A 13,121-nucleotide genomic window follows, 5' to 3' on the forward strand; every position below is an offset into this window, starting at 1 on the left:
CCTTCATTATTGACCCTTGCGGGTTAGCCTGCTTTTTGCGGGATTCGTGCCAAAAACCGCCGAGTGGGCACTCCGCCATGACCCCTCATGTGCGCTACACTGCGCCGCTTGTACAGATCGAAGAATTTGAAGGAAACCCATGACGTTCAAGGCGCCGGACAGCCTCGCCGAGCAAATTGCTCACCACCTCGCCGAACGCATCATTCGTGGCGAAATGAAGCCCGGGGAGCGCATCCAGGAACAGAAGGTCACGCTGGCCCTCAATGTCAGCCGCGGCTCGGTCCGCGAAGCCTTGCTGATCCTTGAGCGTCGCCACCTGATCGCGATCCTGCCGCGACGCGGCGCCCATGTGACCGAACTCACCGTGCACAAGGTGCAGAGCCTGTGCACGCTGATGGGCGAGATGTACATCCTGCTCGCCAATGCCGTGGCCACTGGCTGGCAAGTCCAGGCCGACCTGGCGCCGTTCGTGCAGATCCAGCAGCGCCTGACCGCGAGCTACGAGCGCCAGGACATCCACGCCTTCGTCGACGACAGTTTCAATGTGATGCGCGCCACGTACGGGTTTGCCAACAACCCGTACTTGCAGGAAACCGTCGAGAATCTGCAACCGGCCATGAGCCGTGCGTATTTCCTTGCCCTGGAGCAGCGCAAGGCCTCGATGAGCGAGTATCTGGAGCTGTTCGAACGCTTGCTCGCGGCCGTGATCGCCCGTGACCATGCGCTGATTCGCACCGTGCTGACCGCGTATTGCCAGCGCAGTTGCGATCTGGTGATTTCTGCCCTGACGGACGCTTAAGCGTGCGGCTCAAGTGCATCAAGCTGGCGGGGTTCAAATCCTTCGTCGATCCGACCACGGTGAACTTCCCCAGTAACATGGCGGCGGTGGTCGGGCCCAATGGCTGCGGCAAATCGAACATCATCGACGCCGTGCGCTGGGTGATGGGCGAGAGCTCGGCCAAGAACTTGCGCGGCGAGTCGATGACCGACGTCATCTTCAACGGTTCGACCAGCCGCAAACCGGTGAGCCAGGCCAGCATCGAGCTGGTGTTCGACAACACCGACGGCACCCTGCTCGGCGAATACGCCGCCTATGCGGAAATTTCCATTCGCCGCAAAGTGACCCGCGACAGCCAGACCACCTATTACCTCAACGGCACCAAGTGCCGTCGCCGCGATATCACCGACATCTTCCTCGGTACCGGCCTGGGCCCGCGCAGCTACTCGATCATCGAGCAGGGGATGATCTCCAAGCTGATCGAGTCCAAGCCCGAAGACTTGCGCAACTTCATTGAAGAAGCGGCGGGCATCTCCAAGTACAAGGAGCGCCGGCGCGAGACCGAAAACCGCATTCGTCGCACCCACGAAAACCTGGAGCGCCTGACGGACCTGCGCGAAGAGCTGACGCGTCAGCTTGAACGCCTGCACCGCCAGGCGGAAGCGGCCAAGAAGTATCAGGAATACAAGGGCGAGGAGCGTCAACTCAAGGCGCAACTGTCGGCCCTGCGCTGGCAGGCCTTGAACGAACAGGTCGGTCAGCGCGAAGCGATCATTGGCACCCAGGAAGTCACGTTCGAAGCGTTGGTGGCCGAGCAGCGCAACGCCGACGCAAGCATCGAACGCTTTCGCGACGGGCACCATGACCTGTCGGAGCGCTTCAATCTGGTGCAGGGGCGTTTCTATTCGGTCGGTGGCGACATCGCCCGGGTCGAGCAGAGCATCCAGCACGGGCAGCAGCGCTTGCGTCAGCTGCAGGACGATCTGAAAGAAGCCGAGCGCGCACGCTTGGAAACCGAATCTCACCTGGGTCACGACCGCACGTTGCTGCTGACCCTCGGCGAAGAGCTGGACATGCTCACGCCGGAGCAGGAAGTCACCAGCGCCGCCGCCGAAGAAGCTGCCGCCGCGCTGGAAGAATCCGAAACCACCATGCACGGCTGGCAGGAGCAGTGGGACACGTTCAACCTGACCGCCGCCGAACCGCGTCGCCAGTCCGAAGTCCAGCAGTCGCGCATCCAGCAGCTGGAAACCAGCATGGAGCGTTTGGCTGATCGCCAGAAGCGTCTCGGCGAAGAACGCGCCTTGCTTTCGGCGGACCCGGAAGACGCGGCGATCATGGAGCTCAGCGAGCAGTTGGCCGCTTCCGAGGCCACGCTCGAAGACTTGCAGGCCAGCGAAGAAGCGCAGGTCGAGCGACTCGAGCAACTGCGTCAGGAATTGCAGCAAGCGTTGTCGGCGCAGCAACAGGCGCAGGGTGATTTGCAGCGTCTCAACGGGCGTCTCGCCTCGCTTGAAGCCTTGCAGCAAGCCGCGCTCGATCCGGGCACCGGCACCGCTGAATGGTTGCGCGAGCAACACTTGGCGGACCGTCCACGCCTGGCCGAAGGCCTCAAGGTTGAAGCCGGTTGGGAGCTGGCGGTGGAAACCGTGCTCGGTGCCGATCTGCAAGCGGTGCTGGTGGACGATTTCGGCGGTTTCGACCTGGCCGGTTTTGCCCAGGGTGATTTGCGATTGCTCAGCCCCGCCAGCGATGGCGTGCGCGTGCCCGGCAGCTTGCTCGACAAGGTCGAGGCGCAGATCGATCTGTCGCCGTGGCTGGGGCAAGTCAAGCCGGTTGAAAACCTCGAACAGGCCTTGGCAATGCGCAGTCAGTTGAGCGCCGGTCAGAGCCTGATCAGCCGTGATGGTTACTGGGTCGGCCGGCACTTTTTACGGGTGCGCCGCGCCAGCGAGGCGGAAAGTGGCGTGCTGGCTCGCGGTCAGGAAATCCAGCGTCTGAGCAGCGAGCGCGAAGAGCGCGAGGCCACGGTCGAAACCCTCGAAACCCAACTTCAGAATCTGCGGGCGCAGCAGCGTCAGCAGGAAAACGGTCGCGAACATTTGCGCCGTTTGCTGCAGGACGAAGCGCGTCAGCAAGGTGAATTGAAAGCCCAGTTGTCCGCCGGCAAAGCCAAGGTCGAGCAACTGACCTTGCGCCGTACGCGGCTCGATGAAGAGCTCACCGAACTGGCCGAGCAGCGCGCGCTGGAACACGAAAACATCGGCGAAGCGCGCCTGCAATTGCAGGAAGCCCTCGACGCTATGGCGCTGGACACCGAGCAGCGTGAGCTGCTGCTGGCCCAGCGCGACAGCTTGCGCGAGCGCCTTGATCGCGTGCGTCAGGAAGCCCGGCAGCACAAGGATCACGCGCATCAATTGGCGGTGCGCCTGGGTTCGCTCAAGGCGCAACACGACTCGACGCGTCAGGCGCTGGAGCGGCTGGAAATGCAGTCCGAGCGCCTTACCGAAAAACGCGAACAGCTCAGCCTCAATCTGGAGGAGGGCGAGGCGCCGCTGGAAGAGCTGCGTCTGAAGCTTGAAGAGTTGCTCGACAAGCGCATGACCGTCGACGAAGAACTCAAGACCGCACAGATTGCCCTCGAAGACGCCGACCGCGAATTGCGTGACGCCGAAAAACGCCGCCACCAGGCCGAGCAGCAATCGCAGTTGATTCGTGGCCAGATGGAAACCCAGCGCATGGAATGGCAAGCCCTGACCGTGCGCCGCAAGACCCTGGAAGATCAGTTGCTGGAAGACGGTTACGACCTGCACGGCGTACTCGCCACGCTGACGACCGAAGCCAGCGAGAAGGACGCCGAAGAGGAACTCGAACGCATTGCCGCACGCATTCAGCGCCTCGGCGCGATCAATCTCGCGGCCATCGACGAATATCAGCAACAATCCGAGCGTAAACGTTATCTGGATGCGCAGAACGACGATCTGGTCGAAGCGCTGGACACCCTCGAGAACGTGATCCGCAAGATCGACAAGGAAACACGCAACCGCTTCAAGGATACCTTTGATCAGATCAATGGCGGTTTACAGGCGCTTTTCCCAAAAGTTTTCGGTGGAGGACGCGCGTATTTGGAACTGACGGGCGAAGATCTACTCGATACAGGGGTGACGATCATGGCGCAGCCGCCCGGAAAGAAGAACAGCACCATCCATTTGCTCTCCGGTGGCGAAAAAGCCCTGACCGCACTGGCTCTGGTTTTTGCGATCTTCAAGTTGAATCCGGCGCCGTTCTGCATGCTCGATGAAGTTGACGCGCCGCTGGATGACGCTAACGTTGGACGCTACGCCCGGCTGGTGAAAGAGATGTCGCAGACGGTGCAGTTCATCTATATCACCCACAACAAGATCGCCATGGAAATGGCCGATCAATTGATGGGGGTGACGATGCACGAACCGGGTTGCTCGCGTCTGGTGGCAGTGGATGTCGAGGAGGCGATGGCGATGGTGGATGCCTGAGTCGGCGTCTGTAGGTTGAGTATTTTTTGTCCGTAGGACTTATTTACCTTCCTTGACTTGCTGGCCAATCGACATATTCGCGCAAGCCATTGTGACAGACGGTGTAAAGTTGCCTTTGGTCGTGCTAGTTTAATGTCAATTTTTCGTATACGTGGGCAAAACGCCTGTCAGAACATAGAGTTGGCGCCACGTTTTAAAGCGGTTTACGAGTTGTAAACCCCTTATTTTTCAGCATTTTTTATAGAGGCACGGGATTACATGGAAATCGGTCTGCGCGAGTGGCTGATCGTCATCGGCATTATTGTCATTGCCGGTATTCTTTTCGATGGCTGGCGCCGTATGCGCGGCGGCAAGGGAAAACTGAAGTTCCGTCTTGATCGAAGTCTGTCCAATTTGCCGGACGAGGACACCAGCGCCGAGCTGTTGGGCCCGCCGCGCGTTCTGGATACCCACAAAGAACCGCAACTGGACGAGCACGATCTGCCGTCGGTGAGCATGCCTGCCCGTGAGCCCCGTGAGTCGGGTTCCAAGCGCGGCAAGCGTGGCCATGGCGAGCCGTCGCAAGGCGACATGAACCTCAGCCTGGACCTGGACGGCGGCCCGAGCTTCAGCAGCCGTGACGACGATTTCCCGGTTGACGCCAAGTCTTCGCCTTCGGTCAGCGACAAAGAACAACCGCAAGCCGAAGAAGTGCTGGTGATCAGCGTGATCTGCCGCGACGCCGCTGGCTTCAAAGGCCCGGCGCTGTTGCAGAACATTCTGGAAAGCGGCTTGCGCTTCGGCGAGATGGACATTTTCCACCGCCACGAAAGCATGGCTGGCAACGGCGAAGTCCTGTTCTCGATGGCCAATGCGGTCAAGCCGGGCGTTTTCGACCTGGACGACATCGACCACTTCAGCACACCGGCCGTGAGCTTCTTCCTCGGCCTGCCAGGCCCGCGTCATCCGAAGCAGGCCTTCGACGTGATGGTGGCTGCGGCGCGCAAACTGTCCCAGGAGCTGAACGGCGAACTGAAAGACGACCAGCGCAGCGTACTGACCGCCCAGACGATCGAGCATTACCGTCAGCGCATCGTCGAATTCGAACGCCGCGCCCTGACCCAGAAGCGCTGATATTGGCAATGTGCGGACGTTTATGACGCGACTCCCGCACTTTGTAGGAGCCAGGCTTGCCGGCGAAGGCGATTTCAAATACGCCTTCGCCGGCAAGCCTGGCTCCTACAACTAAATCACCGCCGTATTTACAGATTGAGCAGCCTCGGCTGCTCTTTTGCTTTATGAGAGAACACCCATGACCGCCGCCAAAACCCGCATTCTAGAGCTGCGCGCTGAGCTGGATCAGCACAACTATCGCTACCACGTGATGGACGAGCCGAGCATTCCGGACGCCGAGTACGACCGGTTGTTCCATGAGCTCAAGGCCCTCGAAGCGGCCAACCCTGACCTTATCACCAGCGACTCGCCAACCCAGCGCGTCGGCAGCGCGGCGCTGTCGGCGTTCACCCAGGTGCGTCACGAAGTGCCGATGCTCAGCCTCGGCAACGCCTTCGAAGAAACCGACATGCGCGAGTTCGATCGTCGGGTGACTGAAGGCCTCGACCTGCCAGCCGGCGACTTGTTTGGCGGCGGGGCGGCGGTGGAGTACAGCTGCGAACCGAAGCTCGATGGCCTGGCGGTCAGCCTGCTTTATCAGGACGGTGTGTTGGTGCGCGGTGCAACGCGTGGTGACGGCACCACCGGTGAAGACATCAGTGTCAACGTGCGCACCGTGCGTAATATTCCGCTCAAACTGCAAGGCACCGGCTGGCCGGCGACCCTGGAAGTGCGCGGCGAAGTGTTCATGTCCAAGGCCGGTTTCGAGCGGCTCAACGCCACGCAACTGGAAGTCGGCGGCAAGACCTTCGCCAACCCGCGCAACGCGGCGGCTGGCAGCTTGCGGCAGCTGGATTCGAAGATCACTGCCAACCGTCCGCTGGAATTCTGCTGCTACGGCATCGGCCAGGTTTCGGCGGAGATTGCCGACACTCACATCGGCAATCTGAAGCAGCTTCAGGCATGGGGCATGCCGATCAGTCGCGAGCTGAAACTGGCGCACGGCATCGATGAATGCCTGGATTACTACCGCGACATCGGTGAGCGTCGCAACAGTCTGGCCTATGAAATCGACGGCGTGGTGTTCAAGGTCAACAGCATCGCCTCCCAACGTGAATTGGGCTTCCGCGCCCGCGAACCGCGCTGGGCGATTGCCCATAAATTCCCGGCGATGGAAGAACTCACCGAATTGCTCGACGTGGAATTCCAGGTCGGGCGAACCGGTGCCGTAACGCCGGTGGCGCGCTTGAAACCGGTCAAGGTGGCGGGCGTCACCGTGGCCAACGCGACGCTGCACAACATGGACGAAGTGGCGCGTCTGGGGCTGATGATCGGCGACACCGTGATCATCCGCCGCGCGGGTGACGTGATTCCGCAGGTGGTGCAAGTGGTCATGGAGCGCCGCCCGGAAAACGCACGGCCAGTGCAGATCCCTGAACAGTGCCCGGTCTGCGGTTCGCATGTCGAACGCACACAATTGGTCAAGCGCAGCAAGGGTCGCGAGACCATCAGCGAGGGCGCGGTGTATCGCTGTGTCGGTCGCCTGGCCTGCGGTGCGCAACTCAAGCAGGCGATCATTCACTTCGTTTCCCGTCGAGCCATGGACATCGAAGGTTTGGGCGAGAAGAGCGTCGAGCAGTTGGTGGACGAAGGTCTGGTGAGTTCGCCGGCCGATCTGTACGCCCTGACGTTCGAGCAAGTCGTCGATCTCGAAGGCTTTGCCGAGCTGTCGAGCAAGAACCTGCTAAGCGCCATCGAAGACAGCAAAAAGCCGGGCCTGGCGCGCTTCATCTACGCCCTCGGCATTCCCGATGTCGGCGAAGAGACCGCCAAGGTGCTGGCACGCTCCCTCGGCTCGCTGGAGCGGGTTCAGCAGGCATTGCCGCAAGTGCTCACGTACTTGCCGGATGTCGGCCTGGAAGTGGCTCACGAGATTCACAGCTTCTTCGAGGATGCGCATAACCAGCAGGTGATCGCCGATCTGCTCAAGCATGGCCTGCAGATTCAGGATCAGGGCGAGTTGGGCGCCGAGTTTGCGGCGAGCACCACGCTGGGCGGTTTCCTCGACAAGCTGCACATTCCTTCGGTCGGGCCGGGCGGGGCGCAGAAGCTGGCGGAAAAATTCGGTTCGCTGGAAGGTGTGTTCGGCGCTGATTGGCTGGACATGCGCCAGGCCTTGCCAGAGAAACAGGCCAATTCGGTTCGCGAGTTCTTTGCCGTCGCCGAAAATCGTCAGATCGCTGAGGCCGCTGAAAAGCAGCTGCGCGATTTCGGCATGCATTGGCAGAGCGAGAAGAAGGTCGTCGAAGGCTTGCCGCTGGCAGGGCAGACCTGGGTGCTGACCGGCTCGCTGGAATTGATGAGCCGCGATGTTGCCAAGGACAAGCTCGAAAGCCTCGGCGCCAAAGTGGCCGGTTCGGTGTCGGCCAAGACCCATTGCGTGGTGGCCGGGCCGGGCGCCGGTTCGAAGTTGGCCAAGGCCAATGAGCTGGGGTTGAAGGTGCTGGATGAAGAGGCGTTTGTCGGGTTTTTGAGCAAGCACGGTATTTCTGTGTGATGCCAATCGCGAGCAGGCTCGCTCCCACATTTGACCGCATTCCTACTGGAAGAACGCGGTTACCTGTAGGAGCGAGCCTGCTCGCGAAGGCGATATTCGCCATCACGCAAAATCCGGGAACGATCGGTAACCAATCATGATCTAGTCTTGGCAAGCCCAGGGAGAGATCGCCATGCACCGCTTCTTCGAACAGCTCAGTTCACGCATCGCCGCGCCTTTCATTGGCGAAAGCTCGCGCAACAGCAAGGTCTGGCATTGTCGCTGCGGGCAGTCGCTGTTCTTTCGCAACAGCCAGTGCCTGGCCTGTTCGGCGGCCTTGGGTTATCAGCCTGAACAGAGTCGCTTATCGTCGTTACAGCCCGCTTCGCAGGCCGATACCTGGATTCTCGATGCCGAACCCGGCGCGGGTATCTTCCGGCGCTGCGCCAATCTCGACACCCCGGCCGCCTGCAACTGGCTGTTGCCGGCCAACGATCACGAAACCTTGTGCATCGCCTGTAGCCTGAATCACACCATTCCTGATTTATCGCTTCCCGAGAATCACGATCGCTGGCGCAAGGTCGAAATCGCCAAGCGTCGGTTGGTTGCGCAACTGGTCAGCCTGGGTTTGCAGGTCATCCCCAAAACCGTGGACGAAGAGAGCGGGCTGGCCTTCGATTTCATCGGCGTCGACCTCGAAGGCAAGCCACCGACCACGGGCCATGCCAACGGCCTGATCACCCTCGATATCAAAGAAGCCGACGACGCGCACCGCGAGCAGGTGCGGGTGCAGATGCACGAACCGTATCGCACGTTGCTCGGCCACTTCCGTCATGAGGTCGGGCATTATTATTGGGACCGGCTGATCGCCAACAGCCAGTGGCTGGAACCGTTTCGCGACGTGTTCGGCGACGAGCGCGCGAGTTACGCCGAGGCGCTCGACCGGCGTTACCAGCAAGGCGCGCCGCTCGACTGGCAGCAACATTTCGTCAGCGCCTACGCCACGATGCATCCCTGGGAAGACTGGGCCGAAACCTGGGCGCATTACCTGCACATGATGGACGCGGTGGACACCGCCCTCGGCTTCGGCATGAGTGCGCGGGAAATGGATTTCGACTACCAGCCATTCCCGTCCAGCACCCTCTATGATCCGCAGCATCCCGGCGGCGCGGCGTTCCTGTCATTCGTCAATGCGTGGATCGAACTCGCCGGCATGCTCAACGAACTGTCGCGCAGCATGGGCCAGCCGGATTTCTACCCGTTCGTATTGCCGCCGGCGGTGATTGCCAAGTTGCACTTCATTCATCTGGTGATCCAGCAGGAGGGCGGCAGGGCGGATGAAGTGGTGCAGGACCTGTAGGCGCCTGCGCTCTTTTCAGGACTGCGCATGTCCTTGAAGCCGCTCATATTTTTTAATCCGTCCGAACGGTTGTAACTTCGCCTCAGATAGGTACAATGGCGCGGCTCGCCGTCAGGTGAGCGTCGTTATGGTGACCCCATCGGTCCCCCCGCAACGATTACCCGTGAACCTGGTCAGATCCGGAAGGAAGCAGCCACAGCGGGAACATTGTGTGCCGGGGTGTGGCTGGTGGGGTTGCCTCCATAACGCACCGCGAGCCTTCTCTCGCGTTTTTCATCAAAAAATACCGTCTTGTTGCTCTGCCATGGATTTCGTCCAGGGCGGATTTTTCGTCGTTTCCGTTTTGAAAACAGGCGCAAAAAAGGAGGCCGACCTGTCGAATCACGACAAGTCGGCCTCCTTTTTTCATTTCTGCCACTAAGGCTTGGACATGGCCTGGTCAACCGCTGCAATCAGCTTTCCCAGATCCTTCGGGGTGGCTTTGTGGATGACTCCGAACAGGTACGCCCGCTGTTCATCCTCATCGCCCAAATCTGCGAAGAAGGCTTTCAGTTTCACCCCCAGCACGCCGGCAAGCAGGAACAGGGCTTCCACGCTGGGGGTGTAGGTGCCGGTTTCAAAACGGCTGATGGTTTTCGGGTCAAAACCGGTTTTTTCGCCGAGTTCAGCCTGAGTAAGCCCCGCGACCTTGCGGTAACGCCGAATGGCTGAACCCAAACTTGAAATTTGCATCGCTCAATTCCCATTTAGAATCAAGAACTTAACGATAGATTTTTGCATTAGACAACTGCATGATCCATCACCTTGCTTTGCAAAATGTGATGCATTTCGTAGAATTGCCTCCTCCAAAGGGTATTTTGTGACCTGTTTGCGTAAGTTTGGCTGATGCGAAAGAGCCAGTACGGTGCTCCCTTGAACAATATGTGGAGTGCCGAAGCCTCCCTGAAGCCTTGCAAAATGTTATCGAAATCGTTGTTGCTGCCCTTTGTCCGGGTCTTTGAGCCTAGTTGATCTTCGGCGGCCAAAGGGCCATCAATCGCTGTTCCTGGAGTGATCACGTGGCTCTGCGCAGTACGAATCAAAACATCTCTTCCGGGCATTTTGCGCTGGTCGAGCGGTACCACCGCTAGCGACAGTGAGCCTGACTCATGGATGAGAAATACCGCAGGGCCGTGGACGCCGCCGCAATTTTTTCCGAGACCGATCTGACCGGCCGGATTACCTACGTCAACGATCAGTTCTGCGCCGTCTCCGGTTACAGCCGCGAAGAACTGCTCGGGCAGAACCATCGCCTGCTCAATTCCGGCCTGCACTCCGCTGATTTCTTCGCCGGCATGTGGCGCACCATTGCGCTGGGCAATGTCTGGAAGGGCGAGATCTGCAATCGCGCCAAGAATGGCAGCCTGTATTGGGTCGAAAGTACGTTGGTGCCGCTGCTGGATGACGCCACCGGGCGGATTCATCGTTACCTGGCGATCCGTTTCGACATCAGCGAAAAACGCCAACTGCTGCATTCCCTGCAATGGCGGGTCGGCCATGACGTGCTGACCGGGCTGCCCAATCGCGCGTTTCTCTCGGACCTGCTGGATCAGGCGCTGGCGTTCTCGCGTGAGGAAAACATCCCGCTGGCGGTGTGCATGCTCGACCTCGACGGCTTCAAGGCGGTCAACGACGGCTACGGGCATGCCAGTGGCGATCTGTTGCTGGTGGAGGTGGCCAAGCGTTTGCGCGACATTGTTCGCGGCGAGGATGTGGTGGCGCGGCTGGCCGGTGACGAGTTCGTGCTGGTGTTGCGCTACGTGCGTGATGTGCCGGAGCTGCGCGCGGCACTGAACCGTGTGCTGGGTGCGATTTCGGCGCCGTACCAGCTGCGGGGCAAGACCCTGAATGTATTTGCCAGCATCGGCGTCACCCTGTTCCCCGATGACAATCAAGATGCCGAAACTTTGCTGCGTCACGCCGATCAGGCGATGTACGTGGCCAAGCAGAGCGGGCGCAATCGCTTTCATTTATTCGACGTGTTCCGGGATCGAGAGGTCAAGGCCACTCACCAGACCGTCGAACGGGTTCGGCAGGCGTTGGCCGCCGGCGAGCTGCGTGTGCATTTCCAGCCAAAAGTGAACATGCGTCGCGGTATCGTCGTCGGCTTCGAGGCGCTCTTGCGTTGGGAGCATCCGCAAAATGGCATGGTGCCGGCCCGAGAGTTTTTGCCGATGGTGGAGGAGACGGACCTGATCATCGATATCGGTGAATGGGTGATGGATCAGGTGTTGATGCAGTTGGACCGTTGGCAGCAAGCGGGGCAGGGCTGGCCGATCAGCGTCAACATCGCCGCCCGGCATTTTCAGCGAGCGGATTTCGTCGACCGGCTCAGGCAGGTGCTCGCCCGGCATGCCCGGGTCGCGCCGCAGATGCTCGATCTGGAAATCGTCGAGTCGGTGGCGATAGAAAACATCCAGCATGTCAGCGCCTGTCTGCAGGCCTGTCAGGCGCTCGGCGTGCAGTTTTCACTGGGCGACTTCGGCACCGGTTATTCGTCCTTGAACTACCTCAAGCGCTTGCGCACCCAGACCATCAAGATCGACAAGTCGTTTATCCGCGACATTCTGCATGACCGCGACGACTTGGCCCTCACCACCGCAGTGATTGGCCTGGCCCGCGCGTTTGGCCGACAAGTGATCGCCGAAGGGCTGGAAAGTATCGAGCATGGCGAGCTGTTGATGCAGTTGGGGTGCGACGTTGCCCAGGGCTATTTCATTGCCCGGCCGATGCCGGCGGTTGATGTGCCGGGTTGGGTCGAAGGTTTTGTCGCGCCGGCGCAGTGGCGAGCGCTCGATCAAACAGCCTGAGGCTATCAGACCTATGAAGATCAAATGTGGGAGCGAGCCTGCTCGCGATGACGGTGTGTCTATCACGCAAGTGCTGGCTGAAAGTACGCAATCGCGAGCAGGCTCACTCCCACAGGTTCAGGGTTTGCCGACATAGAGGCGGATAATGTCATCGATTTCCCCGGACATTTTCATCCTCAGCAACGTGCGCAGGATGCGTTGCACGGGCACTTTCGGGTCATTGCGCACGTAACAACCGACACTCTGCACTTGCAGCACCGCAACGCCTTGCAGTTGCTGCTCAGGTAGCAGACGCTGATTGAACCAGTCCAGTGTCCATTGATTGCTCACGGCGTAGCGATAGCGTCCGGCCATGAGTTTTTCCAGGACCTGTTCCTGATTGCGCGCGTCCTCGCGAAGCAGGCGCCCGGCGTCGAACAGCGGTTGCAGGGTGGGGTAACTGTAGCCGAGCACTGTGCCGATGGATTGTTGCGGCAAATTCGCTGGATCGATTGAGGTCTGCAACTCGTGCCGGCTGATCAGCACGTCCGGCTGGGTCCAGAGCGGAATGCTCCAGATGTAGTCCCCGGACTGGTTTGGCGACCACGTTTGCGCGGCGTAGCAGCGGACATCGATCTCGCCGTGCTCCATGGCATTTTGCACTCGGGCCCGCGGCAGTACGTGAAACTCGGCCGGAACGCCAACCTGGGTCGCGAGGCTGACCATCACGTCATGCAGGATGCCCTGGGTCGGCTGGCCTTGATAAAGCTGCACCATCGGCATCGCCCAACTGTCGGGCACCACGAAGCGCAGCGGCGCGCTGGCAGCCATGACGTTCAGACTCATCAACAGCAGTGCCCCCAAGGCCAGCCGCATAAACGCTCCGCTATCGATGAAAATCGAGCCGATAAAAATCACCGCAAGTGCAGCTTAGCCAGATTAGACGAGCGCGCCGGATGCAATTTTGGCCTTGCTCCGCTAGCATTAGCCGCTTCTGCTTCCCAGTGGCGATGGT

General features: G+C 60.1%; 8 protein-coding genes and 1 other RNA gene. 7 read left to right on the forward strand and 2 right to left on the reverse strand.

The genetic code is table 11. From position 1 onward, the window contains the following. The first annotated feature begins 139 nt into the window (after nucleotides 1–139). The 6 genes from J4E42_RS09370 (at nucleotide 140) to ffs (ending at nucleotide 9,512) form a co-directional block, all read left to right on the forward strand. The gene (locus J4E42_RS09370; RefSeq protein WP_192226244.1) at nucleotides 140–799 is read left to right on the forward strand and encodes a GntR family transcriptional regulator; all 660 of its coding nucleotides are present in this window, start codon (nucleotides 140–142) and stop codon (nucleotides 797–799) included. Between the two features lie 2 nt (nucleotides 800–801). Next, entirely contained in the window at nucleotides 802–4,290 is a 3,489-nt protein-coding gene (gene smc / locus J4E42_RS09375) for a chromosome segregation protein SMC (RefSeq protein WP_192416911.1), read from the forward strand. A 258-nt stretch (nucleotides 4,291–4,548) separates the two neighbouring features. Next, a complete protein-coding gene (gene zipA, locus J4E42_RS09380; RefSeq protein WP_008027358.1) occupies nucleotides 4,549–5,403 on the forward strand; it encodes a cell division protein ZipA in 855 nt (284 codons plus the stop codon). Nucleotides 5,404–5,581: 178 nt separating this feature from the next. Further along, nucleotides 5,582–7,939, forward strand: a complete 2,358-nt coding sequence (gene ligA, locus J4E42_RS09385; RefSeq protein WP_207285052.1) for an NAD-dependent DNA ligase LigA — start codon at nucleotides 5,582–5,584, stop codon at nucleotides 7,937–7,939. A 172-nt stretch (nucleotides 7,940–8,111) separates the two neighbouring features. Further along, nucleotides 8,112–9,278, forward strand: coding sequence for a putative zinc-binding metallopeptidase (locus tag J4E42_RS09390; RefSeq protein ID WP_207285054.1), 1,167 nt, complete (start codon nucleotides 8,112–8,114; stop codon nucleotides 9,276–9,278). 137 nt (nucleotides 9,279–9,415) lie between these two features. Continuing rightward, an RNA gene (ffs, locus tag J4E42_RS09395) (signal recognition particle sRNA small type) lies at nucleotides 9,416–9,512 on the forward strand. 183 nt (nucleotides 9,513–9,695) lie between these two features. Here ffs and J4E42_RS09400 read toward each other — a convergent pair. After that, on the reverse strand, nucleotides 9,696–10,010 hold the full coding sequence (locus J4E42_RS09400) for a helix-turn-helix domain-containing protein (RefSeq protein ID WP_008028568.1): 315 nt from the start codon (nucleotides 10,008–10,010) through the stop codon (nucleotides 9,696–9,698). A gap of 416 nt (nucleotides 10,011–10,426) precedes the next feature. Here J4E42_RS09400 and J4E42_RS09405 point away from each other — a divergent pair, with 416 nt between their 5' ends. Beyond that, a complete protein-coding gene (locus tag J4E42_RS09405; protein WP_008037751.1) occupies nucleotides 10,427–12,127 on the forward strand; it encodes a bifunctional diguanylate cyclase/phosphodiesterase in 1,701 nt (566 codons plus the stop codon). Between the two features lie 117 nt (nucleotides 12,128–12,244). On the opposite strand, the gene J4E42_RS09410 is transcribed toward J4E42_RS09405, so the two are convergent. Continuing rightward, on the reverse strand, nucleotides 12,245–12,982 hold the full coding sequence (locus J4E42_RS09410) for an ABC transporter substrate-binding protein (protein ID WP_192226253.1): 738 nt from the start codon (nucleotides 12,980–12,982) through the stop codon (nucleotides 12,245–12,247). Nucleotides 12,983–13,121: the final 139 nt, after the last annotated feature.

It is taken from the genome of Pseudomonas sp. FW300-N2A2, from assembly GCF_017351735.1.
GTDB lineage: Bacteria > Pseudomonadota > Gammaproteobacteria > Pseudomonadales > Pseudomonadaceae > Aquipseudomonas > Aquipseudomonas migulae.